Genomic DNA, 24,448 nt, shown 5'->3' on the forward strand with positions numbered 1-24,448 from the left:
CGCCGCTCGGGGAGCGAATACCCTGGTGGGGTGGATCCCGAACTCATCGATCGCCTGCACGCCGACCTCGCCGCCGCCGACTACCGCGTCGACGCGGTCGCGAGCCTGCTCGGGGCCGCAGCCGACGGCGCCCGCCAGCGCGGGGTGTTCGCTCCTGCGCTGCGGGCGCTCGACGAGCGCGACGAGGGCCCGCTCGCCGCGCTCGTGCGGCTCTTCCTGCTCGCCCAGGGGGTCGACGGCGCAGCGCTCGACGCCGCCCTGCCCGAGCTCGGCGCAGCGGGCGCGATCGGGCTCGGCCTCGTGGAGGCAGACGGGGACGGCCGCCTGCGCGCCGCGCTCTCGCTGAACCCCGTCGCGGTGACCGACGCGCGGTCGGACCGGCCGCTGCACTGGTGGATCATCTCCGACCTCGACGATCAGCTGCGGCGCCGGCCGGCGCGCCCCGACCACGTCATGGGCGTCGGGGGAGCGACGCGATCCCTCATCTCGCAGGCGCCGCCCGCGGATGCGGCGAGGTGCCTCGACCTCGGCACCGGCTGCGGGATCGTGGCGATGCACCTGGCGCTGCGCGGCGAGGTCGTCGCGACCGACATCTCCGAGCGGGCGCTGACGATGGCCAGGGCGAACGCCCGGCTGGGCGGGGTGGAGCACCGGATCGACTTCCGTCTCGGCGACCTCTTCGCGCCGGTCGCGGGCGAGCGATTCGACCTCGTGCTCTCGAACCCGCCGTTCGTGATCACCCCGCGAGGCGACGGCGACGCGCCCGTCTACGAGTACCGCGACGGCGGCATGGCGGGCGACGGCCTCGCCGAGCGGGTCGTGAGCGAGGCGCCCGCGCACCTCGCCGAGAACGGCACGCTGCTCTGCCTCGCCAACTGGGAGTCGCCGTGGGGGTCGAACGGCCTCGAACGGGTGCGCGAGTGGATCGAGGCGGCCGCCGGCTCGGCCGGCGCGCTCGACGCCTGGGTGATCGAGCGCGACCGGGTGGACCCCGCGCAGTACGCCGAGACCTGGGCCCGCGACGGGGGAGCCCGGCCGGGCACCGACGAGTTCGAGCGGCTCATGGGCTCCTGGCTCGACGACTTCGCGGCGCGCCGGATCACGGCGATCGGGCTCGGGGCGATCCGCGCCCGAAGGCGCGCATCGACGGGTGCTGCCGAACGCGCGCTCGTGGAGGTCGATCGAGCGGCCGGCGCGTACGCGGCCCAGGATCTCGGAGGCGGGCTCGCCGCCGCGTTCGACGCGGGCGTGCGCGCGGCTCGCATGAGCGACGCCGAGGTGCTCGCGACCCGTTGGCTGCGCGCCGAAGCGGTCGTCGAGGAGCGCGAGCACACGCCCGGCGAGGAGGCGCCGCGCGCGATCCGGCTCACCACCGATCGACCCATCGCCCGCAGGGTCGCGGCCGACCCGCTCATCGCCGCGGCCGTGGGAGTGTGCGACGGCGAGCTCTCGCTCGGCCGCATCGCCGACGCCCTCGCCACGCTGCTCGAGGTCGACGCCGACGCGGCGGCAGAGGCACTGGTCGCCGGGTTCCGCGAACTCGCGTGGCTCGGTATGCTCGCACCGCTCGAGTGACGCGACGACCCGCGCCCCGTCACCCGAACAGCTCGAAGAGCCCCTGCGACAGCGAGGCCGCCGCCCCCACGAACGCCAGCACGATGACCAGCCGCCGCACCTGCCCCGCGGTGACGACCCTCAGCAGTCGCTCGCCGAGGGCGATGCCGGCCAGCAGCACGACCACCACGAGGCCCCAGAACCACCAGCCGGTCGCGGGCAGCGATCCCGGATCGAGCACCAGCTTCATCGCCGCCGACGTCACCCCGATCATGAGGAAGTAGGGCTGCAGCGTCGCGGCGAACGTCGTCTGCGGCCAGCGGGTGAGCACGGCGTAGGCGCTCACCGCGGGGCCGCCGACACCGGCGAGGGAGTTCGTGAGCCCCGAGAGCAGCCCCGCGACCGCTCTCGGCCCGCGCTGCTCCGTCGAGAAGCGGTTTCCTCGCACGGCGAGCGAACCGCCGAGCCCGACGATCACGATGCCGCCCACCGTCACGGCCATCACCGCGGGCGAGAACAGCTGCGCCACCCAGGCCCCGGCGAGGGAGCCGACCACGGCGAAGGCGCCGAGCCACCGGAACATCGACCAGTCGACCGACCGCCACACGCGCGGAAGGATCAGGCCGCTCGACAGGATCGAGAGCACGTTGACGAGCACCACGCCCGAGTGAGCGCCGATCACGAGCGCCATGAAAGGGGAGACGAGCATCGCGAAGCCGAGCCCCGCCACCCGCTGCGCCACGGAGCCCAGCAGGATGAGGCCGAGGATCAGCGCACCGGTCGCCAGGCTCATGCTCCGGCTCCCCGGGCGTCGCGTCGAGCGATCGAGTGCTGCATCCGTGCCATGGTCATCTGCACTCCATCCTGTCAGACCCGGTTCGCACCCGGCGCCGAGGCGAGCCCGCGGCGCTGCCGGTAAACTGGGCGGGTGATGCGAACGATTGACCTGCGGGGGCAGCAGCTCTCTCGCGCCGACCTGCTGCGGCTCGTGCCGCGCGCCGCACTCGACATGGGCACCGCGGTCGACCGCGTGCGCCCCCTCGTCGAGGCGGTGCGAGATCGAGGAGAGGATGCTCTGCGCGAGCAGGCGCGCGAGTTCGACGGCGTCGAGGGGCACATGCTGCGCGTGCCTGCCGAGCGCATCGCCGCGTCCCTCGAGACCTGCCCGCCCGAGATCCGCGCCGCACTCGAACTGCTGATCGAGAAGCTGCGCCGCGCATCCGCCGCCCAGGTGCCCGCCGAGCAGCTCACCCGCTTCGGCGACGGGGCCGTCATCCGGCAGCGCTGGCAGCCGATCGGCCGCGTCGGGCTCTACGCGCCCGGCGGCAAGGCCGCCTACCCATCGTCGGTCATCATGAACGCCGTCGCCGCGCAGGCCGCCGGCGTGCCCGAACTCGCGCTCGCCTCGCCCGCGCAGATCGACAACGACGGCCTGCCGCACGAGGTCGTGCTCTGGGCCGCCGCGCTCGCCGGCGTCGACGAGGTCTACGCGATCGGCGGCGCCGGGGCCATCGCCGCCTTCGCGCACGGCGTCGAGAGCATCGGGCTCGCGCCCGTCGACAAGATCTCGGGGCCGGGCAACGTCTTCGTCGCCGCCGCGAAGCGCGTGGTGAACGGCGTCGTCGGCATCGACTCCGAGGCCGGCACCACCGAGATCCTCGTGATCGCCGATGAGACCGCCGATCCGCGATTCGTCGCCGCCGACCTCATCAGCCAGGCCGAGCACGACGAGGCCGCGGCCTCGGTGCTCGTCACCGACTCCGCCGAGCTCGCCGAGCGGGTGCGCTCAGAGATCGAACGCCGCGCGGCTGGCACGCGCCACGCCGAGCGCGTCGCCACGGCGCTCGCCGGCCCGCAGTCCGCGGTGATCCTCGTCGACGACCTCGCCACGGCCGCCCGCGTCAGCGACGCCTACGGCCCCGAGCACCTCGAGATCCAGACCCGCGACGACGAGGCGGTGCTCGCCCGCATCAGCGACGCCGGCGCGATCTTCGTGGGCGGCTACACGCCCGTGAGCCTCGGCGACTACCTGGCGGGCTCCAACCACGTGCTGCCCACCGGCGGCACCGCGCGCTTCGCCTCGGGCCTCGGCGCCCACACCTTCCTGCGACCGCAGCAGGTGATCGGCTACGACCGCGCCGCGCTCGCTGAGGTCGAGCAGCCCCTGCTCGTCCTCGCCGACGCGGAGGGCCTGCCCGCGCACGGCGAGGCCGTCAGCGCCCGATTCGAGGCCGAGCGCGCGGGGGAGGGCGCCTGATGCACTGCCCGTTCTGCCGCCACCCCGACAGCCGCGTCATCGACTCGCGCACCGCCGACGACGGCCTCTCGATCCGCCGTCGCCGGCAGTGCCCCGAGTGCGGCCGCCGCTTCACCACCACCGAGACCGCGAGCCTCACCGTGATTAAACGATCCGGCGTGGTCGAGCCGTTCAGCCGCGAGAAGGTCATGAGCGGCGTGCGCAAGGCCTGCCAGGGCCGGCCCGTCACCGAGGCCGACCTCGCCGTGCTCGCGCAGCAGGTCGAGGAGTCCGTGCGCTCCAGCGGCATCGCGCAGTTCGACGCCAATGAGATCGGCCTCGCGATTCTGCCCCACCTGCGCGAACTCGACGAGGTGGCCTACCTGCGCTTCGCCAGCGTGTACCAGGCGTTCGAGTCGCTCGCCGACTTCGACGCCGCGATCGCCGAGCTGCGCGCCCACCCCGCGGGCGAGGCATCCGCATCGACCCCCACGGAGGAATGACCATGCGTCTCTACCCGCTGCTCTTCGGCACCGTGCTGCGACGCATGGACCCCGAGACCGCCCACCACCTCGCGTTCAAGGTGATCCAGGCCGCGCCCTTCACGGCGGGCGTGGTGCGCCGGCTCTGCGCCCCGCACCCATCGCTGCGCACCCGAGCGCTCGGCATCGACTTCCCGAGCCCCTTCGGGCTGGCCGCAGGCTTCGACAAGAACGCGCAGGGGATCCTCGGTCTCGGCGAGTTCGGCTTCGGGCACGTCGAGGTCGGCACGCTTACCCGCCATCCCCAGCCCGGCAACCCGAAGCCGCGCATGTTCCGGCTGGTCGGCGACCGCGGTCTCATCAACCGTATGGGCTTCAACAACGGCGGATCGGCCGCCGCGGTTCCCCGCATCGAGCGCGCCCGTCTGTCGCGCCGGCGCCCCGTGATCGGAGCGAACATCGGCAAGAGCCGTGTCACCGAGGTCGACGACGCTGTGCAGGACTACGTCTGGAGCGCCCAGCGCCTCGCGCCGATCGCCGACTACCTCGCGGTGAACGTCAGCTCGCCCAACACGCCCGGCCTGCGAGGCCTGCAGGAGCTCGAGATGCTCGAGCCGCTGCTCGCGGCCGTGCGCGACGCAGCCGGCACCACCCCGCTGCTCGTCAAGATCGCCCCCGACATGGGAGACGAGCAGATCGACGGCATCGTCGCCCTCGCCAGGCGCCTCGGGCTCGACGGCGTCATCGCCACCAACACCACGGTCTCGAGAGAGGGCCTCACCGCTCCCGCCGCCGAGATCGAGCGCATGGGCGCCGGCGGGCTCTCGGGCGAACCGCTGCGAGAGCGCTCGCTCGAAGTGCTGCGCCGCATCCGGGCAGCCGAGCCGGACCCGGGCTTCTGCGTGATCTCGGTCGGCGGCGTCGCCACCGCCGAAGACGTAATCGAGCGGCTGCGGGCGGGCGCGACGCTCGTGCAGGGGTTCACCGCCTACATCTACGAGGGGCCCCTCTGGGCGCGCGCCGTCAACCGGGGCCTGCGCCGAGCCGGCTGGACGCAGCAGCGGTAGCCGCGGCCTCCTCGGCCTCGGGTGGGCGGGATCGGTCTCGCGCGGGCGGATCGGTCTCGCGCGGGCGGATCGGCCTCGGTTTCCGGCTCAGGCTCGCTGATCGGTGCGCCCCAGCCGAGGACAGCGCGCCGGCAACGCAGAACCCCCGGTCGATGCGAGACGACATCGCATCGACCGGGGGTTCTGTGTGAGGATCCCGGATGCGGGATCAGCTCGGGAAGCTGCCCCGCTTCACCTGGGGCTTGGGCACGCGCAGCGGGCGGAACTGGAAGGCGCGCATCGCGGCGTACCAGCGGAAGCCCGGCTGCACGCGATCCTCGCCGAACTTCTCGCCGAGGCGCTTCTTCAGACGCATGCCGAGGAAGACCGCGTCGATGATCGCGAGGCCTACGAACGCCCAGATCACGATGAGGCTGATCACCTGCATGATGCCCGGAATGAACGTCATCACCAGCACCACGAGCATCATGGGGATGAGCAGTTCGCCGACGCTCCAGCGGGCGTCGACGTAGTCGCGCACGTAGCGGCGCTGCGGCCCCTTGTCGCGAGGGGTGAGAAAGCGCTCGTCGCCCTGCATCATGCCGAGGCGGGCGCGCTCGCGCGCCTCCGTCTGCTGGCGCCGCTGCTCCTTCATGAGGGTCTTGTCCCTCGATCCGACGATGGGCCGCGCGTTCGCGGCCTGCGCCTGCTTGCGCGAGGGCGTCGGCCGGCCCTTGCCGGCCCTGGCCTCGTTCTGAGCGTCGTGCTCGTCGGCGGCGGTCGCGCTGTCAGCGCCCTTCTTTGCCACGCCTGTCCTCTCGATCGATGCGCTCTGCGCGCGTTGCGTACACCGGATGTCGACGAAACGCGTCGACTGCTGCCCCAAGACTACCGTGCGCTGCTGGCGACTTCCCCGGCGGAGCGGCGTAGAATCGGGGGAGACGGGTTCAACACGCGAGCGAGGAGTTTACGCATGAGCACTGAGACGATCGCTGCAGAGACCGCGGCTGCCCAGCACGCCCACGGAGTCGCGCTCAGCGGGGCCGCACAGGAGAAGGTGCGCAGTCTGCTGGCGCAAGAGGGGCGCGACGATCTGCGACTGCGCATCGCCGTGCAGCCCGGCGGTTGCTCGGGCCTCATCTACCAGCTGTTCTTCGACGAGCGAGAGCTCGAGAACGACGCCGTCGTCGACTTCGACGGGGTCGAGGTCGTGGTCGACGCCATGAGCATTCCGTACCTCAGCGGCGCCACGATCGACTTCGAGGACACCATCCAGAAGCAGGGCTTCACCATCGACAATCCCAACGCCCAGGGCAGCTGCGCCTGCGGCGACAGTTTCAGCTGAACCGGGTCGGGCATCGAGAGTTCGCGACACCCGGTGTCGGTTCGGGGAATGCTCAGGTTCGCGCTAAGCTAACAGGGAGTCATCAGCTTCGCCTGCCATCCGAGCCGGCGAGAAAACAGTTCGAAAGGTATGCGGTGCGTTCCAATCGTCGAATGAAATGGGTCGCGGCCCCGGTGGCGCTCTCGGCAGCGCTGCTCCTCGCCGGCTGCACCCCCGAGCAGCAGCGGGGCTTCCTGCCCGAGGGTTCCGAGGGAGCCACCAGCCACACGGACGGCATCACCGGCCTGTGGGTCACCTCCTGGATCGTGCTGCTCGCGGTCGGCGTCATCACGTGGGGCCTCATCATCTGGGCCACCATCGCCTACCGCCGCCGCAAGGGCCAGACCGGCCTGCCGGTGCAGCTCCGCTACAACATGCCGATCGAGACCTTCTTCACGGTCGTCCCGGTCATCCTGGTGCTCGGCTTCTTCGCCTTCACCGCTCAGGAGCAGAGCAAGATCGAGGCCCGCATCGACAACCCCGACAACACCGTCGAGGTCATCGGCAAGCGCTGGGCCTGGGACTTCAACTACGTTGATGACGACGTCTACTTCCAGGGTGTGCAGGTGCAGACCGACGCCGAGGGCAACGCCGAGGAAGACACCATGCCGGTGCTCTACCTCCCGGTCGACAAGACCACCGAGATCCGCCTCGAGACCCGCGACGTCATCCACTCCTTCTGGGTGGTCGAGTTCCTCTACAAGAAGGACATGATCCCCGGTCAGACCAACTACATGAGCTTCACGCCGACCAAGACCGGCACCTTCATGGGCAAGTGCGCCGAGCTCTGCGGCGAGTACCACTCGATGATGCTCTTCGAGGTGCGGGTCGTCGAGCAAGACGAGTACGACGCGTACATCGACTCGCTGCGCGACGCCGGCAACACCGGTCAGGTGACCGTCGAGTTCAACCCGAACCAGGAGCGCCTCGCGATCGACAACGACAGCGCGAAGTCGCAGAACGACTAACGAGGGAAACAGAAACATGAAGAAGGGCAACGTCATTGTCTCGTGGCTGACGTCCACGGACCACAAGGTGATCGGGTACATGTACCTGATCAGCTCCTTCGTGTGGTTCCTGATCGGCGGCCTGATGGCGCTCCTGATCCGCGCGCAGTTGTTCGCGCCGGGTCTCGAGATCATCGCCACAAAAGAGCAGTACAACCAGCTGTTCACCATGCACGGCACCATCATGCTGCTGATGTTCGCCACCCCGCTCTTCGCGGGCTTCGCGAATGTCATGATGCCGCTGCAGATCGGCGCTCCCGATGTCGCCTTCCCGCGACTCAACGCCTTCGCCTTCTGGCTCTACACTTTCGGCTCGCTGATCGCCGTCGGCGGCTTCCTCACGCCGCAGGGCGCGGCCTCGTTCGGCTGGTTCGCGTACGCGCCGCTCTCCGAGATGACCTACTCGCCCGGCGTCGGCGGCAACCTTTGGGTGCTCGGCCTCGGTGTGAGCGGTTTCGGCACGATCATGGGCGGCGTGAACTTCATCACCACCATCATCACGATGCGCGCACCGGGCATGACCATGTGGCGCATGTCGGTGTTCACCTGGAACACGCTCATCACCTCGATCCTCGTGCTGCTCGTCTTCCCGGTGCTCGCCGCGGCGATGTTCGGCCTCGCCGCCGACCGCATCTTCGGAGCGCAAATCTACAACGGCGAGGGCGGAGCCATTCTGTGGCAGCACCTCTTCTGGTTCTTCGGCCATCCCGAGGTGTACGTCATCGCGCTGCCGTTCTTCGGCATCGTCTCCGAGGTCTTCCCGGTGTTCAGCCGCAAGCCGATCTTCGGCTACAAGACGCTGATCTACGCGACCATCGCCATCGCCGCGCTGTCGATGACGGTGTGGGCGCACCACATGTACGTCACCGGCTCGGTGCTGCTGCCGTTCTTCGCGCTCATGACGATGATGATCGCGGTGCCCACCGGTGTGAAGATCTTCAACTGGCTCGGCACGCTGTGGCGTGGATCGATCACCTTCGAGACGCCCATGCTCTGGTCGCTCGGCTTCCTGGTGTCGTTCGTCTTCGGCGGCCTGACCGGCGTCATCCTGGCGTCGCCGGCGCTCGACTTCCACCTCTCGGACACCTACTTCGTGGTCGCGCACTTCCACTATGTGATCTTCGGCACGGTCGTGTTCGCGATGTTCGCCGGCTTCTACTTCTGGTGGCCGAAGTGGACCGGTCGCATGCTCGACGAGCGCCTCGGCAAGATCCACTTTTGGGTGCTGTTCATCGGCTTCCACATGACCTTCCTCGTGCAGCACTGGCTCGGCGTCATGGCCATGCCTCGTCGCTACGCGACCTACCTTCCCGCCGACGGCATCACCTGGGGTAACCAGCTGTCGACCGTGGGTGCGATGGTGCTCGGCGTCTCGATGATCCCGTTCCTGCTGAACGTGTACATCACCGCGCGTCGCGCCCCGAAGGTCACCGTCAACGACCCGTGGGGCTACGGCCGCTCGCTCGAGTGGGCGACCTCATGCCCGCCGCCCCGCCACAACTTCACCTCGATCCCGCGCATCCGCACGGAGTCGCCGGCGTTCGATCTCAACCACCCCGAGATCAGCGGCGTGGAGCAGCCGGTTCGCGAGCCCGCGCTCGCCGAGAAGAAGTGATCTCGAGGAGATACTGAAGCAATGAAATCCAACATCGTCATCTTCTGGATCCTCACCGCGTACTTCGTGCTGCTGGCCTCCGTCTACACGATCTGGAACATGTCCGTGCACGGCTACCCCGAGTGGGCCGGCTCCACGGCGATCCTGCTCTCGGGCGGTCTCACCGGCTTCATCGCCTTCTACCTGGGGCTCGTGAAGAAGAAGCAGGGCGGCGTGCTGCATGAGGACCGCCTCGACGCCGACATCGACGACGGGGATCCCGAGCTCGGCGAGTTCAGCCCCTGGAGCTGGTGGCCGCTGTTCCTCGCCTTCGGCGCCTCGATGGTGGTGCTGGGCCTGTGCGTGGGCTTCAACTTCTGGCTCTCGTTCCTGACCCTGCCGCTCGTCATCGTCGGCATCGTCGGCTGGGTGTACGAGTACTACCGCGGCAACTTCGCACGATAGAGGCCTTCGCTTGAGCATCATCATCCGCCGCGGGCGCAGCGAGGACGGCGCTGACGTCCTCGCTCTCGCCCGCCAGTTCACCACGGGGCGCGAGCCCATCGGCCGCGACGAGTTCCTCATCGCGTTCGACAACGTGCTGCGGCACCGCGACCAGGAGACCAACGTGCTCTTCGTCGCGGAGCTCGACGATCGACTGGTCGGCTACTCGCTGATGACGGTCTCGCGTCTGCTGCACGCGCCCGGCCTCACCGCCCACCTACAGGAGATCGTCGTCGACGAGGCCTCGCGGGGCCACGGCGTGGGCGATCGGCTGATGCAGGCCAACGAGCACTACTGCATGGGCCGCGGGGTGCGCCAGCTCTCGGCGTCCACCGCTCGCATCGGCTCGTTCTACAACCACCGGGGCTTCGAGCCCGTCGGTGAGCACTACCGCAAGGTCCTCGACCTGGGGTGAGCACCACGCATCGTCGCACTCGGCGACGTCCCGGTGAGAACCGGGAGCGCCTGCTGGAGGCCGGACTCGTGGAGTTCGGCCTCTTCGGCTATCACGGCGCCTCCACGAGTTCCATCGCCGCACGCGCCGACGTGCCGCAGCCCCACGTCTACGCCAACTTCGAGACGAAGCAGCAGCTCTTCCTGGCGTGCTTCGAGCGGCTCGGCGAGCAGCTGACGGCATACCCCTCCGAACGGCCGTCAGAGAGCCTCCTGCGCTTCCTCTACCAGTCGGTGGCCTCCTCGGCGGCACCCGGGCTGCAGAGGTCGATGCGAGGGCCGTTGCTCGAGCTCAGCGCGTCGCTGGGGGAGTCGCGTTTCGACTCCCTGCTCGCCGCGGGGGCCCGGGCTCTTCTCGAGGTGCAGCCCGATCCGCGGCCCGGAGCCCGTGCCTGAGCCCCGCCCCTAAGCTCCGCAGAGCGGCGTCGGTCAGGCTCGCGTCACTCGCTTGCATCGCCCGCGCGCGTCGCTCCACTCCGAGTTCCGCAGAGGCGCGACCTTCACCGCCTAGACTCTGATCGCGGAGACCGACGCGTGAGGGCGGGCCGGAGGGCTCTGTCGGCGTTCGACGTCGATCACCTCGAATCCCGCAGCTTCGAGCATCTCGCGGAACTGATCCGGAGAGTGGGTGAACGCCGTCGTCACTGCGTGCTCGAACGGCTCATCCGCCGGACCGTCGAAGAAGCCGACGAGCAACCGGCCACCGGGGGAGAGCACCCGAGCGATCTCGCGAAGCTGCGCGTCGAGATCCCGAGGCTCGGCGTGGATCAGCGAGTACCAGGCCAGCACGCCGCCGAGCGATCCGTCCCGGGCCTCGAGCGAGCGAGCGTCGCCCAACGCGAACGCGAGTTCCGGGAAGCGCTGCTGTGCGACGCGCACGAACTCCGGAGTCAGATCGATACCGTGCGCGTCGACGCCGTGGAGAGCGAGATGTGCGGTCCAGTGCCCCGGGCCGCACCCGAGATCCAGCAGCCGCCCGTCCACGCTCATGGCCCACTCGGTGATGCGGGAGCGGTCGAGGGGATGCATGTCGTCGACCGATCCGAGCAGCTGCGTGTACTCGGCCGCTCGCGCGCCGTATGCGGCGCTGACCGGGTTCTCGAAGGCATGCGGGTCGCTCACGCACCGAGGCTAGCAGCGCGTCGTGGCGGCGCAGGGGAATGAGCGCGCCGCGGTGCGGAAACGCGTGAGGCCCCGCAGGAACGAACCTGCGGGGCCTCACGCGCGGGGAGAGGATCAGTGACCCTCGTGGTGGCCCTTCTCGATCTCGCCCTGGGAGGGCGGGACGATGCGATCTTCGAAGAACCAGCGGCTGAATCCTGCGCGCAGGCGCTTCGAGAACGGAATGCGGCCGTCGTCGTTGGGACGCAGCATGAGGGGTGCGTAGTCGTGGTAGCTGACCAGCTCCCAGCGCTCGTACTCGTCGAGCGGCTTGTGCACCTCGATGTACTCGCCACCGGGCAGGCGCACGATGCGACCCGACTCGTAGCCGTGCAGGGCGATCGCGCGATCCTTCTTCTGCAGACCGAGGCAGATGCGCTTCGTCACGAAGTAAGTGAAGATCGGGCCGAGGATCAGCAGGGCCTGGAGCGCGTGGATCACACCCTCCATCGAGAGCTGGAAGTGCGTCGCCATGAGGTCCGAGCTCGCGCCGGCCCACATGACCGCGTAGAACACGACACCGGCGGCGCCGATGGCGGTGCGGGTGGGGGCGTTGCGCGGGCGATCGAGGATGTGGTGCTCGCGCTTGTCACCGGTCACCCACGCCTCGACGAACGGGTAGATGGCCACGAGCACCAGGAAGATGCCGATGACGATGAGGGGCAGCAGCATGTTCCACGACCAGGTGAAGCCGAACCACTCGGTTTCGAGCCCGGGCGGCACGAGGCGCAGCATGCCGTCGGCGAAGCCGATGTACCAGTCGGGCTGGGTACCGGCCGAGACCGGCGAGGGGTCGTAGGCGCCGTAGTTCCAGATCGGGTTGATGCCCACGAACGAGGCGATCAGCACGATCATGCCGAACACGATGAAGAAGAAGCCACCGGCCTTCGCCGCGTACACGGGGAGCACGGGGTAGCCGACCACGTTCTGCTGGGTCTTGCCCGGGCCGGGGTACTGGGTGTGCTTGTGGATGACCACGAAGGCGAGGTGCAGGGCCACGAAGAGGATCACGAGCGCCGGCAGCACCATGATGTGCAGCATGTACAGGCGGCCGATGATGTCGGTACCGGGGAACTCGCCTCCGAAGAAGAAGTACGAGAGGTAGGTGCCGATCACCGGGATCGCCTTGATGATGCCGTCGATGATGCGGAGACCGTTGCCGGAGAGCACGTCATCGGGGAGCGAGTAGCCGGTGAAGCCCTCGGCCATCGCGAGCACGAAGAGCACGAAGCCGATGAGCCAGTTGAGCTCGCGCGGCTTGCGGAACGCACCCGTGAAGAAGATGCGGAGCATGTGCAGGCCGATCGAGGCGACGAACAGCAGCGCGGCCCAGTGGTGCACGTGACGCATGAGCAGGCCGCCGCGCACCGAGAAGGAGATGTCGAGCGTCGACGCCATGGCGACCGACATTTCGAGGCCCTTCATGGGCACGTAGGGACCGGTGTAGTGCACCTCGGCCATGGAGGCCTGGAAGAACAGCGTGAGGAAGGTGCCCGACAGCAGGATCACGATGAAGCTGTAGAGGGCGACCTCGCCGAGCAGGAACGACCAGTGGTCGGGGAAGACCTTGCGGCCGAACTCCTTGACGGCGACGCCGATCTTGGTGCGCTCGTCGATGTAGTTCGCTGCGGCGGCGGTGAAGCGGCTCGAACCGCTCTGCGCGGGGGATTCAGTTACGGTGCTGCTCACTTGAGGCGCTCCCAGAAGCTCGGGCCGACAGGTTCATGGAAATCGCTCTGCGCGATGAGGTAGCCCTCGTCGTCGACGGTGATGGGCAGCTGGGGCAGCGGGCGCTTGGCCGGACCGAAGACGACCTTCGCGTGCTCCGAGACGTCGAACTGCGACTGGTGGCAGGGGCAGAGCAGGTGGTGGGTGTGCTGCTCGTAGAGCGCCACGGGGCAGCCCACGTGCGTGCAGACCTTCGAGTAGGCGACGATTCCGTCGTACGACCAGTTCTCGCGCTCGGGGAGCTCCTTGAGCTCGGCCTGGTCGAGACGCATCAGCAGCACGATGGCCTTCGCCTTGGCGTCGAGCAGCGTCTCGCTGCCGCCGCGCTCGTCGAGGCTGAGGTTGTGGAAGTCGTCGTGGTTCAGCGTCTCGGGGATCACGTGGAACGCGGAGCCGATGGTGACCTCGCTGGCCTTGATCGGAACGCCGGAGGGGTCGCGGGCCAGGCGCACGCCCTTGTCCCACATGGTGTGCTTGAGCAGCTGCACGGGGTCGCGGTCCTGCGGAGCGAGGCTGCGGAGGAGCGTGATGCCGGGGAGGGGGAACGCGATGAGCGCGCCGATGAGGCTGTTGCGCACGAGCGAGCGGCGCGAGAAGCCCGACTCCTCGTCGGCGAGCTTGAAGACCTCGGCCGAGGCCTCGCGCGTGGGCGTGTCGCTCGGCACGGGGTGGCGCTCGTCGATCGACTCGTGGTCGGCCATGAGGGCCTTGCCCCAGTGCACGGCGCCGACGCCGATGGCGAGCAGCGCGAGCGCCATGCCGAGACCGACGAACATGGTGTGCAGCCGGATCGCCATCATGTCGCCCGTTTCGATCGGGAAGAACATGTAGGCGAGGACGGCGCCGAGGCTGCCCGCGATCGAGATGTAGAAGAGCGTGTAGACGATGCGCTCGGCGCGCTTCTCCCGCTTCGGATCGAGATCCGTGACGCGCTTCCGGTGCGGGGGAAGGCCCGGATTCTGCACAGCGTCGGCCACGACGACCGCGGTGCCTGCCGCAGCTTCGACCGAGCTGTGGCCCTGGGCTGCGACAACGGCGTCACTGCCGCCGTTGTTCTTCGCTTCCTCTGCCATGTTGCTCCTTGACTCCTGACTCATGAACTCTGTGTGCGCCGTCGGATCAGTTCGACTTCGCGGTGACCCAGACGGTGAGGCCGACGATGGCGCCGAGACCGATCACCCAGATGAAGAGGCCCTCGGCCACGGGACCGATCGACCCGAGGGTCAGACCGCCGACGGCGGGCTCGTTCTCGATGTACTTGAGGTACGAGATGATGTCGGCCTTCTCCTGCGGCGTGATGTTCGCGTCGCTGAAGACGGGCATGTTCTGGGGGCCGGTGACCATGGCCTCGTAGATGTGGGTGGCCGGGACGCCCGTCAGCTTCGGGGCGAACTTGCCCTGGGTGAGCGCACCGCCGGCTGCGGCGACGTTGTGGCACATCGCGCAGTTGATGCGGAACAGTTGACCGCCGCGGGCGATGCCCTCGTCGTCGCTGTCGGCCTGGATGTAGCGGCTCTCGGGGAGCGCGGGCCCGGGGGCGAGGGAGGCCACATAGGCCGCCATCTGCAGGGTCTGCTCCTCGGTGAACTGCTGCGGCTTGACCATGCCCTGCGGGCCCTGGAAGGCGAGCGGCATGCGGCCGGTGCCGACCTGGAAGTTGACGGAGGCCGCACCGGCGCCGATGAGCGACGGGCCGTCATCGGTGCCCTGCGCGTTGGCGCCGTGGCAGGTGGCGCAGTTGGCGCCGAACAGCTTCTCGCCGGCCTCGATGGTGGCGGGGGACTCGAGGTCGATCTCGGCGGTGGCGGAGGTCTGGCTGAATCCGGTGTACGCGGCGCCGGTCACGAGCAGGCCGACCGCGACGAGAGCGGCGGTGGCAAGCGGGTGCCGTCGGCCGGACTTGCGAACGTTTTTCTTGGCGCGAGCCATGTTCTCGATTACTCCTGACCCCTACTTGAGGACGTAGATGACGATGAAGAGGATGATCCACACGATGTCGACGAAGTGCCAGTAGTAGGACACGACGACCGCGGTGGTCTCCTCCTTGTGCGTGAAGTTCTTGACGGCGTAGATGCGTCCGATGACGAGCAGGAACGCGACGAGGCCGAGGGCGACGTGGATGCCGTGGAAGCCCGTGGTCATGTAGAAGGCCGAGCCGTAGGGATCCGAGCTGAGCGTGATGCCCTCGGAGACGAACGTGGCGTACTCCCAGACCTGGCCGGACACGAAGATGGCGCCCATGAAGAAGGTGAGGTAGAACCACTCGACCGTGCCCCACTTCTTCGGGCTCGCGCCGGTGGCGCGCGGCTGCATGCGCTCGGCGGCGAACACGCCCGCCTGGGCGGTGAAGGAGGAGGCGACCAGGATCAAGGTGTTGACCAGCGCGAAGGGGAAGTTGTGCAGCGCGGTCTGCTCGGCCCACAGCTCAGGGTTCATCGCGCGCAGCGTGAAGTAGATGGCGAAGAGGCCCGCGAAGAACATGACCTCGCTGCCGAGCCACACGATCGTGCCGACGGCGACGATATTGGGTCGCTTCACCGAGGGCACGGCTGACTTGGTATTCATAGTGGTCGTTGTCACCCCTCCATTATGGCTGAAAGTTTGGTGTGCGTTTTCACTCGGACCCGGCGCGCCGAACTTTCTGCGAGTTTCCTGCTCAGCCTACCGTGCTGGAGGGGTGCGAAAGTCCATTCTGGGCCACCTCATTCATCAGATGAACTCTGGAATCTCTGGTACCATCGTTCGCCGTCCTCGAAGAAATGGGGACCCCGCGGCGGCTCGATAGGATTGGCCCATGATCGACGAACGCAGCTGGCCGACCGTGCTCACGACGCTCCTCGAGGGCGACGATCTCAGCGTCTCCCAGGCGGAGTGGGCGATGTCCCGCTTCATGACGGGAGACGCCAGCGGCGCCCAGATGGGCGCCTTCCTGGTGGCGCTGCGATCGAAGGGCGTGACCGTCGACGAGATCGTGGGCTTCCGCGACGCTATCCTCGCCGAGGCCGCCCCCATCGCCCTGCCGTCGATGTCGCTCGACATCGTGGGCACCGGGGGAGACCGCTTCGGCACCGTGAACGTCTCGACCATGGCGTCGATCACCGCGGCGGCCGCGGGCGCTCCCATCGTGAAGCACGGCAACAAGGCGGCGAGCAGCAAATCGGGCTCCTCCGACGTGCTGACGGCGCTCGGCATCGGGCTCTCGCTCGACGCGGATCAGCTCGCCGCGGTCTTCGACCGCGCGGGCATCGCCTTCGTGCACGCCGCCCGCTTCCTGCCGGGGTTCCGGCACGTCGCCCCCGTGCGCTCCGACCTCGGCATCCCCACGGTCTTCAACTTCCTCGGCCCCCTCTGCAACCCCGTGCGCCCCGAGGCCTCCGCCGTCGGCGTCGCCGATCCGGTTGCCGCTCCGCTCATCGCAGGCGTGTTCCGCATCCGGGGGGCCTCGGCCCTGGTCTTCCGAGGCGACGACGGGCTCGACGAGCTCACCACGACGGGGCACTCCCGGCTCTGGGAGGTCACCCGCGGCGGCCTCACGGAGCACGACATCGATCCGCGCGATCTCGGGATCGCACGCGCGTCGATCGAGGATCTGCTCGGCGGCACTCCCGATGAGAACGCGCGGATCGTGCACCGCGTGCTGGCGGGGGAGCCGGGGCCGGTGCGCGACATCGTGCTGCTCAACGCGGCGGCGGGCCTCGTCGCCTTCGACCTGGCGAAGCTGCCCGAGTCGTCCGAGCGCCCCCTGCTCGAGCGCCTCGACGAGAAGCTGCGGGTCGCCGCCGAGACCATCGACTCGGGCCGGGCGGCCGAGAAGCTCGACGAGTGGGTGCGCGCGACCTCCGAGGCGGGCGGCGCGGCCTGAGCGGCGCGGCCGCTCGGGCGCTCCCGGTATGCCGCGAGAGTGCCGCTGAGGCTCGCCGCGTGCCGGGCTGGGGCGGAGCGGCGTCAGGGTCTCGCCGGCGCCGTCTCCGCGCGATCCATGCGCGTGTACTTCGCGAAGAACGGCATCGGATCCACGGGCTCGTCGTCGACGCGGATCGCGAGGTGCAGGTGCGGGCCGAACGACATGCCCGTGTTGCCGACGGTGCCGGCCTGGTCGCCCATCGCGACCGTGTCGCCGACCTGGTAGGCGTGGGAGCCCATCTCCATGTGGCAGTAGCGGCTGGTGACGTTCTTGCCGTCGAGCTCGTGCTCGACCTTGAGGCCGAAGCCGCAGCCGTCGCTCGCGAAGCCCGCCTCGAGCACCTCGCCGTCGGCGATGACCTGGATCGGGGTGCCGGCGGGTGCCGCGAAGTCCTGCGCGTCGTGGAACTGCTCGACGGGCGCCGTGCGGTAGCCGAACCCGTCGGTGAGCATGACGTTCGAGACGAAGGGGTAGTTGACGAGCGCCTGCGGTCGGAACGTGTAGCTGGCGGGGGTTTCGGAGTCCGAGACCGACGCGCTGATCTCGCTGAACGACGTCGGGAGCTCGTCGAGCGAGACCTCGGAGAAGAGCTCTTGCGCCGCGACGACGCCGCCCGCCGAGGAGTCGGCGTCGGTAGGCGTGATGAGGGGGAGCGATGCCGTGAGCACGAGACCGCAGACGCTCGCGGACGCGGCCACGGCGGCGATGCGGCGGCGAAGCGGCACCGGCGCCGCTGGTGCACTCGCGAGGGCCGGTTCGGCTGCGGGCACGTGCTCGACGAAGGGCAGCCGGAGCGACCCGGTGGCGGTCGACGGTACCGCCGTCTTCGGCGTCGGCCGACGCTCGGGCCCCGTTCGAGGCCTGTCCGACGCAACGGTATCGGCCGCCGCCTGCGGTGCCGCGGCTGCGCGCGTCGGCTCAGGTGCCGTCTGCGGGGTCTCGAGCGGGACCTCTCGAGCTGCCGACTGCGGCGCGGCCTGCGAGTCGGCCCGCTGCTGTTCCCTCAGCGACCTGCGCGACGGGTAGCCGGAGCCGGCCGAGCCGCGGGGCTCGCTGAGAATCGGGGCGTCTGTCATTCGGGCTTTCGAGAGTCGGGGGCGCGGCGCCGGGGGCCGCGGCAAAAGATAACGCTCAGGTTACAACGTCCGACGCCGGAATGCCAGAACGTGCGGCTCGGGGACGGTGCTACCGCTCTCGAGCGATCCCCATCCAGTCGAGCACGTGGTGGGCGACGGGCTGTCCGGAGCTGATGAGCGCCTCGTGCCCGCGATCCCGGATCTGCAGCATCTCGCCGCGGGGGAGCAGCCCCGTGATCCGCACGGCCCAGCCTCGCGGGCAGACGCGGTCCATGGTTCCCCTGATCACGAGGCTGGGCTGCGCAACGCGGGGCAAACAGCTCTCGAGGCGGTGATCGAGCATCTGCCTCAGCTTGCGCATGAACCAGATCGGACCGGCCTGCAGGTAGGTCTTCGTGGCCCGGGTGAGCACCGAGAGAGGCTCGCCCTCGGCGAGATCCTGGATCATGCGCGCGCCCTGCATGAGCAGGGAGCGCTCGGCGGGGTTCACCGAGGGGGCGATCAGCACGACCCGCTCCACGAGGTCGGGGTGCCGGGCTGCGAGCTCGGCGACGACCTGGGCGCCCATCGAGTGGCCCACGGCGACCAGCGGGCCCGCGTGCTGCTCGCGCAGCGCGGCGGCGATCAGGTCGGCGGTGTCGGGCATGCTGAGCGGGTCGGCCGGTTCGGGGCAGTCGGCGAAGCCGGGCAGATCGATGGCGATCGCCTCGCACTCGGTGTGGATCTCGGCGAGGAAGCGATCGTAGACGCTGTGGCCCATGCCGATGCCGTGGATCAGGAGCACCCGCGGCGCGCCGGGGCGACGCCACCGGAAGATGTGCAGCTCTCGGGAGTCGAGCTCGAAGCTCGCGCGTTCGGGCTCGGGGAGCGGAGCGCGCTCGTCAGCCGCGTCGTCATCGGGGTCGGTGCGGGTCGCCGCATCCGCTGACACCGGGGGTGCGGGATCCGCGCTCGCGGCGCGAGGGCCCGTCTGCGGGCGGCTCATGCGCGTGCCGCCCCGATGAACCGGGTGATCAACCCGGGATCCTTCTCGCCGGGCGCGCGCTCGACACCGCTCGAGACGTCGAGGCCCGACGGCCGGGCCGCGGCGATCGCGTCGGCGACGTTGTCGGGGTCGAGGCCACCCGCGAGCAGCCAGCCGCGGCCGAGCCTCTCGCCGTCGATGAGCGAGAGATCCCAGGCTTCACCCGAGCCGGGGGAGGCGCCGTCGACGAGCAGGCGCTCCTCGCCGAACTCGCCGGAGCGCAGCCCGGGGTGCTGCGCGAGCGACGTCGCCCGCCAGACGCGCGGCAGGATCTCGCGCGCCGCCGCGAAATCGGCGGCTGTGTAGGAGCCGTGCAGCTGCAGCACGTCGAACCCCAGATCGCGGGCGGTTTCGGCGGCCTCGAGTGCGGGCATGCGGTTCACCACGAGCGCCACGTCGATCTCGCGATCCGAGGCGCGCGCCGCCGCGATGACCTCGGCGGCCTGCGCAGGCGTGGCGTGGCGCGGGCTGCGCGGGCTCATGACGACCCCCAGGGCGTCGGCGCCGGCGGCGATCGAGTGGGCGGCCATCGCAGTGTCGCGCAGACCGCAGATCTTCACGTACATCGCTTCGTCTTTCCCGAGGTGTGCAACTCCCGCCAGCGTACCGGAGGCGGGCTCAGCGGGTGCTGGGCGTGTCGCCCGCGGTCCGTGCCGCGGACGGGGCCGGGGGAGCGGCGGGGAGGGGAGCGGCGGGCTCGTCGAGCCTCGCGTAGGTGAGCCGGCGCAGCAGCACCTCGGCGGGACCGCGCGCTCCGCGGCGCTCCAGGATCACGGCGAGGATCAGCGAGAGCAGCCAGGCGCCGAGCGCGATCCCGAACGCGGCCGCGGTGTTGACGCGCGAGCCCAGGCCGAAGCCCCACGCCGCGAGCAGGGGAGCGAACACCACCGACTGCAGCAGGTAGATGCTCAGCGAGCGCTTGCCCACCGCGGCCACGGCCCGCGACACCGCGCCGGCGCGATACTGCAGACGCAGACCGATCACGCCGAAGAGCGCGGCGTAGCCGACGCCTCCCGCGGCGCCCGCCAACTGGTTGAGCAGCATCGTCGCCCAGGCGACGGGCTCCAGCGCGGGCAGCAGGCCGAGGTAGAGCAGGGCGGTCGGCGCGGCCGCGACCGTGCTGACGAGAATGCCCCAGCCGGCGACGGCCCCGAGGCCGATGCGGGCGCCCGCGGCCTCGAGCCAGCGATGGCGGCCGGCGAGCCAGCCCAGCAGGATGCACAGGGGCACCACCAGCGACAGGACCGTCGCGGGCGTCGACACGAGCCACATGCCGATGCGGGCGAGCATCGCCCAGCCGTACCCCTGCACGCCGTTCAGCATGTCCGCGGTGCTGCCGAAGTCGGCCCCGGTCATCAACGCCGGCGAGTCGGCGGGCACGAGCGCGTTCAGCAGCAGCCCGAGCCCCAGCAACGAGACCGCGCCGAACGCGATGAGCGCGAACATCGTCCACGTCGCGAACTTCAGCACGCGATCCGAGCGCCAGAACAGCGCCGCCGTGAGCGCGAGACCCGCGAGCCCGTAGGCCCCGAGGATGTCGCCCGCGAACAGCAGAGCCGCGTGCACGAACCCGAACGCCAGCAGCCACCAGTGCCTGCGCCAGAACATGCCGCGCACCGCCGCCAAAGGCACGCCCCTCGTCTCCCGAGAGCGAGCGAACTGCACCATGCCGTAGCCGAAGAGGAACGCGAACATCGGGTAGACGCGCGCGTCGACGAACAGGATCGTCAAGGCCGAGAGCGCCCGATCGAGCGCAGAGCCGTCGGGGGGATGGGTCGTGTACAGGGGAGTGTCGTGCCCCCACAGATACGCCGAGACGTTCGCGATCGCGATGAGCAGCAGCATCCAGCCGCGCGCGAGATCCGGGGCGAGTGCGCGCCGCGCCGGAGCCGGCGGTGCGGCGTTCGTCGACGCGTTCGTCGAAGTGTTCGTCGACGCGGAATCGGTGTGCGGCACGGTACCCCCTGAACAAACCCTGACGTCGCGTATGCGACACGGGTGTCATCTATTTTATGCAGATCGCATTCGGCGCGGTCGGCTCGGGACCGAGGCGCCAGCCCCAACGGCTCGGATTCAATCGGAGCCCGACGATGTCACGCGACCTCGGCGCTCGAGGGACCGGCGGGGAGTCGGGGCGCCGGACGGAGCGGTGCGGGACGGTGGGAGGGAGGAGCGGGTCATCTCTATAAACTGACATAATATCGATTATCATGCACTGGGCGCGGAGCGCCCTCGTGCGTGATAATCGAGCGGTGAAAGCGCCGGTAGGTCTTTTCGCTGTGGACCGGGCTGGACGGGAATGAGCGAGCTGTGGGAGCGTCCGAAGGCGTTTCGCTGTGGAGCAGGCGGGCCAGGAGTGAGCGACCGGCTGGAGCGCCGTGGTCCTTCTCACTGTGGAGCAGCCGGGCCGGCGTGAGCGAATCGTGAGAGCGTCCGAAGGCGTTTCGCTGTGGAGCGTGCGGCCCGGGAGCGAACGCGCGACGGTGAACGCGCCCGCGGGAGTTTCCTCTGGAACACCGGCGGCTCTGTGCGGCAGCGGCTGGAGCGCTTTGTCGGGCAACATCGGTCGAAGCCGGTCGACGAACTCGACGATGCGGACTGGGCCGAAGCTCGCCGGTGCGCGACGCGATCCGCTCCTGGCCTCGTCCGACTCACGGAGCGCGGTCGGGGCTCGAAGCGCGCTCGCCCGCTCCGCCGTCTCTCTCCCCGGGTGCGGATTATGTCAGGTGCGGCCCACGCTGAGCAACAGCAGTGTGCGCGACGCGAGCGTCGCCGCGCCGATGCAGCCGAACTGGCCCGCGCTCAGGAGCGTCGCCGCGTTGCCGTTCCACGCGGCGACGGCCGCCAGCACGAGCGCGGCGGCGACCATGATCCACCCGACCAGCGCAAGGCCCACCGCGAGCGTGCGGCCGAGCACGATGCTCCCCCGCGACGTCGCCGGCCGGATCAGGCACGCCAGCGCGAACGCCGTGGTGCCGAGCGCGAGCCCGCCCAGCACGTCGCTCGGGCGATGCCAGCCGTACGCGAGCAGCTGCCACCCCACCGCCGAGAGCAGCACGGCACCCGCCACCGCGACGAAGCCCCGCGCCCGTGTCGGCACCGCCCAGACGAGCGCGGCCGTCACCACGGCGAACACCGTCATGTGGCCGCTCGGGAACGTGTTCGGCACATCGAGGTCGAACAGCTGGGGTCGTGTCAGCCAGACCTGCTTGAGCAGCTGCGAGGCGACGATGGCGAGCGCCGGTACCACGGTGACGACCAGCGCCCGCTTGACGCCGTGCGCGAGCAGGGCGACGACCGCGACGACGCCGAGCGCGATCGCCACCGACGGGATCGAGACCAGGTTCAACGGCGGCGGCGGGCTGGTGGTGAACTCCGCGGCGTCCAGCACGCTGTCCTCGGCGCGCTGCCCCACCTCGAGCTGCACGCCGAGCACGTACGATCCGACACCCACGGCGATCCAGAAGATCGCGAACCAGAGCGCCCGCCTGCGGCCGCCCCCGCCGATCACGGGCGGCTCCCCCGGCCCTCGGCGCGATCCGGAGCACCGCCCCGGCCCGCGCTGAGGTCCCCGGCGCGATCCGCGGTGCGCACCGCCCAGAGCGCGAGTGCGGCCGCGGTCGCGACGTTGAGCGAGTCGACGCCGTGCTCCATCGGGATCACCACGGAACGCGCCGCCGAGGCGAGCGCCCGCCGCGACAGCCCGACGCCCTCGGTGCCGAACAGCAGCGCCAGACGTTCGGGCAGCTCCCCAGCGTAGTCGGCGAGATCTTCGGCGTCGTCGCGCAGGGCGAACGCCGTGAGCTCGTAACCCTCGTCGCGGAACATGGGGCCGGCGACCGGCCACTCCGGCAGTCGGGCCCACGGCACCTGCAGCACGGCGCCCATGCTGACGCGCACGGCGCGGCGGTAGAGCGGGTCGGCGCACGCCGGCGAGAGCAGCACGGCGTCGGCCCCGAGGGCCGCGACCGAGCGGAAGATGGCTCCCACGTTCGTGTGGTCGGTGAGGTCCTCGAGCACGACGACGCGCTTCGAGGCGCGCAGCAGTTCGACGGGGTCGCGCGGCGAGGGGCGGTGCATCGACGCGAGCGCGCCGCGGTGCATGTGGAAGCCGGTGAGCGCCTCGAGCTGCTTCGACTCCCCCACGTACACGGGCACGTCGGGGTGGTCGGCGAGCAGCGGTTCGACGCGCGGCAGCCACTCCTCGAGCAGCAGCACGGAGCGCGGGCGATGGCCGGCGTTGAGGGCGCGCTCGATCACCTTCGGCGACTCGGCGAGGTAGAGCCCCTCCTCCGGTTCGCGCACGCGCCGCAGCGCGACATCGGTCAGCTGGGTGTAATCGGCGAGCTCCGGTGCGGAGAGGTCGCCGATGCGAGCGAGCCTCACGCGGCGGCCTCGCGCTCGTCGGCCCGCGCCCCGGCGAGGAACTCCGAGACGAAGGCGACCGCGTCGTCAACGGCTTCGTAGTGCACGAGGTGCCCCGTGCCCGGGATGATGCGCAGGCGCGAGCCAGGCACGCGGTGGCGCAGGTCAAGCTGCTTCGGCAGCGGGGTGATGTCGTCGCGCTCTCCGGCGATCAGCAGCGTCGGCATCGTGAACGCGCGCGCGAACTCGGGCACGGTGTGCGACACCGATGCGCGGAACGCCTGCAGCAGGGTGGTCGGATCCGAGAAGGTGCTGAAGTAGGCGTCGTGCTGGCCGTGGATCCAGGAGCGCAGCTCGGGGTCGCCGGTCTTCGCCATGACCTCGCTCATCACGCGCACGATGACGGGGTTGCCGAGCAGGCGGCGCGCGGCCGGGCGCGGCAGCAGCTCGGCGGCGCGGTAGTAGCCGATCGCGAGCTGGGTGAGCGCGGCCTGCGGCCCCTCGAGGGCCGGCGCCGAGATCGGGTTGACGAGGATCAGCCGGCTCGGCTCGAGGCCCCCGGCGATCGCCGCGGCGACCACGAGGGAGCCGAACGAGTGCCCGAGCACGGCGAGGCCGGCGGGCGCGACGGCGTCGGCGAACGCGCGCAGCCACTCGCCGTAGAGCTCGATGTCGTGCTCCCGCCCCGGGATGGCGGGGCTCTCGCCGAAGCCGGGCAGATCGGGCACGATGGCGCGCACACCGGGGAGCGCGGAGACGATCCCCTGCGCGACGCCCTCGAGACCGTGGTGGTCGCCGCGGAAGCCGTGCACGAGCAGCAGCGGGGCGGCCTCGGGGTCGCCGTACTGCCAGGCTCGGGTGTCGATGCCGAGCGCCGGCACACGCAGGAGGGTGGGTGAAACGGTCACTCCCCAATGGTACCCGCGAACC

Annotated in this window: 25 protein-coding genes; 11 read left to right on the forward strand and 14 right to left on the reverse strand. The window is 70.1% G+C overall.

Features of this window, described 5'->3' with window-relative positions; genetic code table 11:
• Positions 1-30 precede the first annotated feature (30 nt).
• On the forward strand, positions 31-1,575 hold the full coding sequence (locus H490_RS27080; protein ID WP_017884637.1) for a N5-glutamine methyltransferase family protein: 1,545 nt from the start codon (positions 31-33) through the stop codon (positions 1,573-1,575).
• Between the two features lie 19 nt (positions 1,576-1,594).
• On the opposite strand, the gene H490_RS27085 is transcribed toward H490_RS27080, so the two are convergent.
• Positions 1,595-2,347, reverse strand: coding sequence for a sulfite exporter TauE/SafE family protein (locus tag H490_RS27085; protein ID WP_017884638.1), 753 nt, complete (start codon positions 2,345-2,347; stop codon positions 1,595-1,597).
• 138 nt (positions 2,348-2,485) lie between these two features.
• On the opposite strand from H490_RS27085, the gene hisD reads away from it, so the two are divergent.
• The 3 genes from hisD to H490_RS27100 are packed head-to-tail and all read left to right on the forward strand — an operon-like array spanning position 2,486 to position 5,339.
• Positions 2,486-3,811, forward strand: coding sequence for a histidinol dehydrogenase (gene hisD, locus H490_RS27090; protein WP_017884639.1), 1,326 nt, complete (start codon positions 2,486-2,488; stop codon positions 3,809-3,811).
• The gene (gene nrdR, locus H490_RS27095) at positions 3,811-4,293 is read left to right on the forward strand and encodes a transcriptional regulator NrdR (RefSeq protein WP_017884640.1); all 483 of its coding nucleotides are present in this window, start codon (positions 3,811-3,813) and stop codon (positions 4,291-4,293) included. The genes hisD and nrdR overlap by 1 nt, the downstream gene beginning before the upstream one ends.
• A gap of 2 nt (positions 4,294-4,295) precedes the next feature.
• Complete coding sequence (locus tag H490_RS27100) at positions 4,296-5,339, forward strand: quinone-dependent dihydroorotate dehydrogenase (protein WP_041205643.1); 1,044 nt, start codon at positions 4,296-4,298, stop codon at positions 5,337-5,339.
• Between the two features lie 208 nt (positions 5,340-5,547).
• Here H490_RS27100 and H490_RS27105 read toward each other — a convergent pair whose 3' ends face one another.
• On the reverse strand, positions 5,548-6,126 hold the full coding sequence (locus tag H490_RS27105; protein ID WP_017884642.1) for a DUF3043 domain-containing protein: 579 nt from the start codon (positions 6,124-6,126) through the stop codon (positions 5,548-5,550).
• Between the two features lie 165 nt (positions 6,127-6,291).
• On the opposite strand from H490_RS27105, the gene erpA reads away from it, so the two are divergent.
• The 6 genes from erpA to H490_RS31190 all read left to right on the forward strand — a co-directional run bounded on the left by erpA (position 6,292) and on the right by H490_RS31190 (position 10,656).
• Complete coding sequence (gene erpA, locus H490_RS27110; protein WP_017884643.1) at positions 6,292-6,663, forward strand: iron-sulfur cluster insertion protein ErpA; 372 nt, start codon at positions 6,292-6,294, stop codon at positions 6,661-6,663.
• Between the two features lie 152 nt (positions 6,664-6,815).
• Complete coding sequence (gene coxB / locus H490_RS27115; RefSeq protein ID WP_051066206.1) at positions 6,816-7,670, forward strand: cytochrome c oxidase subunit II; 855 nt, start codon at positions 6,816-6,818, stop codon at positions 7,668-7,670.
• A 16-nt stretch (positions 7,671-7,686) separates the two neighbouring features.
• Complete coding sequence (ctaD, locus tag H490_RS27120) at positions 7,687-9,324, forward strand: cytochrome c oxidase subunit I (protein WP_017884645.1); 1,638 nt, start codon at positions 7,687-7,689, stop codon at positions 9,322-9,324.
• 21 nt (positions 9,325-9,345) lie between these two features.
• On the forward strand, positions 9,346-9,768 hold the full coding sequence (locus tag H490_RS27125) for a cytochrome c oxidase subunit 4 (RefSeq protein ID WP_017884646.1): 423 nt from the start codon (positions 9,346-9,348) through the stop codon (positions 9,766-9,768).
• A gap of 10 nt (positions 9,769-9,778) precedes the next feature.
• Complete coding sequence (locus H490_RS27130) at positions 9,779-10,222, forward strand: GNAT family N-acetyltransferase (protein ID WP_017884647.1); 444 nt, start codon at positions 9,779-9,781, stop codon at positions 10,220-10,222.
• Complete coding sequence (locus H490_RS31190; protein ID WP_081611664.1) at positions 10,219-10,656, forward strand: TetR/AcrR family transcriptional regulator; 438 nt, start codon at positions 10,219-10,221, stop codon at positions 10,654-10,656. The genes H490_RS27130 and H490_RS31190 overlap by 4 nt, the downstream gene beginning before the upstream one ends.
• A 111-nt stretch (positions 10,657-10,767) precedes the next feature.
• Here the strand turns inward: H490_RS31190 and H490_RS27140 are convergent, their stop codons facing one another.
• The 5 genes from H490_RS27140 to H490_RS27160 all read right to left on the reverse strand — a co-directional run bounded on the left by H490_RS27140 (position 10,768) and on the right by H490_RS27160 (position 15,714).
• Positions 10,768-11,382, reverse strand: coding sequence for a class I SAM-dependent methyltransferase (locus H490_RS27140; RefSeq protein WP_017884649.1), 615 nt, complete (start codon positions 11,380-11,382; stop codon positions 10,768-10,770).
• A 114-nt stretch (positions 11,383-11,496) separates the two neighbouring features.
• Positions 11,497-13,110 (reverse strand): cytochrome b, encoded by a 1,614-nt coding sequence (locus H490_RS27145; RefSeq protein WP_017884650.1) that lies wholly within the window; start codon positions 13,108-13,110, stop codon positions 11,497-11,499.
• Positions 13,107-14,222, reverse strand: coding sequence for a ubiquinol-cytochrome c reductase iron-sulfur subunit (locus H490_RS27150; protein ID WP_017884651.1), 1,116 nt, complete (start codon positions 14,220-14,222; stop codon positions 13,107-13,109). The genes H490_RS27145 and H490_RS27150 overlap by 4 nt, the downstream gene beginning before the upstream one ends.
• A 46-nt stretch (positions 14,223-14,268) precedes the next feature.
• On the reverse strand, positions 14,269-15,078 hold the full coding sequence (locus H490_RS27155) for a c-type cytochrome (protein ID WP_017884652.1): 810 nt from the start codon (positions 15,076-15,078) through the stop codon (positions 14,269-14,271).
• A 21-nt stretch (positions 15,079-15,099) separates the two neighbouring features.
• Positions 15,100-15,714 carry a cytochrome c oxidase subunit 3 gene (locus H490_RS27160; RefSeq protein ID WP_017884653.1) on the reverse strand — a complete coding sequence of 205 codons (615 nt, stop codon included), beginning with the start codon at positions 15,712-15,714 and terminating at the stop codon, positions 15,100-15,102.
• Between the two features lie 229 nt (positions 15,715-15,943).
• On the opposite strand from H490_RS27160, the gene trpD reads away from it, so the two are divergent.
• Complete coding sequence (gene trpD / locus H490_RS27165) at positions 15,944-17,011, forward strand: anthranilate phosphoribosyltransferase (RefSeq protein WP_017884654.1); 1,068 nt, start codon at positions 15,944-15,946, stop codon at positions 17,009-17,011.
• Positions 17,012-17,094: 83 nt separating this feature from the next.
• Here the strand turns inward: trpD and H490_RS31770 are convergent, their stop codons facing one another.
• The 7 genes from H490_RS31770 to H490_RS27195 all read right to left on the reverse strand — a co-directional run bounded on the left by H490_RS31770 (position 17,095) and on the right by H490_RS27195 (position 24,426).
• Positions 17,095-18,129, reverse strand: coding sequence for a M23 family metallopeptidase (locus tag H490_RS31770; protein WP_017884655.1), 1,035 nt, complete (start codon positions 18,127-18,129; stop codon positions 17,095-17,097).
• A 109-nt stretch (positions 18,130-18,238) separates the two neighbouring features.
• Positions 18,239-19,114 carry an alpha/beta fold hydrolase gene (locus tag H490_RS27170; protein ID WP_051066207.1) on the reverse strand — a complete coding sequence of 292 codons (876 nt, stop codon included), beginning with the start codon at positions 19,112-19,114 and terminating at the stop codon, positions 18,239-18,241.
• A complete protein-coding gene (locus tag H490_RS27175; protein ID WP_017884656.1) occupies positions 19,111-19,719 on the reverse strand; it encodes a phosphoribosylanthranilate isomerase in 609 nt (202 codons plus the stop codon). The genes H490_RS27170 and H490_RS27175 overlap by 4 nt, the downstream gene beginning before the upstream one ends.
• Positions 19,720-19,771: 52 nt before the next feature.
• Positions 19,772-21,109, reverse strand: coding sequence for a DUF418 domain-containing protein (locus tag H490_RS27180; protein ID WP_017884657.1), 1,338 nt, complete (start codon positions 21,107-21,109; stop codon positions 19,772-19,774).
• A gap of 766 nt (positions 21,110-21,875) precedes the next feature.
• Positions 21,876-22,664 (reverse strand): phosphatase PAP2 family protein, encoded by a 789-nt coding sequence (locus H490_RS27185; protein WP_017884658.1) that lies wholly within the window; start codon positions 22,662-22,664, stop codon positions 21,876-21,878.
• The gene (locus tag H490_RS27190; protein ID WP_017884659.1) at positions 22,661-23,539 is read right to left on the reverse strand and encodes a TrmH family RNA methyltransferase; all 879 of its coding nucleotides are present in this window, start codon (positions 23,537-23,539) and stop codon (positions 22,661-22,663) included. Before H490_RS27190 ends, H490_RS27185 begins: the two co-directional genes overlap by 4 nt.
• Complete coding sequence (locus H490_RS27195; RefSeq protein ID WP_081611665.1) at positions 23,536-24,426, reverse strand: alpha/beta fold hydrolase; 891 nt, start codon at positions 24,424-24,426, stop codon at positions 23,536-23,538. Before H490_RS27195 ends, H490_RS27190 begins: the two co-directional genes overlap by 4 nt.
• Between the last annotated feature and the right edge of the window lie 22 nt (positions 24,427-24,448).

The sequence above is a fragment of the Leucobacter sp. UCD-THU genome (assembly GCF_000349545.1).
Taxonomy (GTDB): domain Bacteria; phylum Actinomycetota; class Actinomycetes; order Actinomycetales; family Microbacteriaceae; genus Leucobacter; species Leucobacter muris.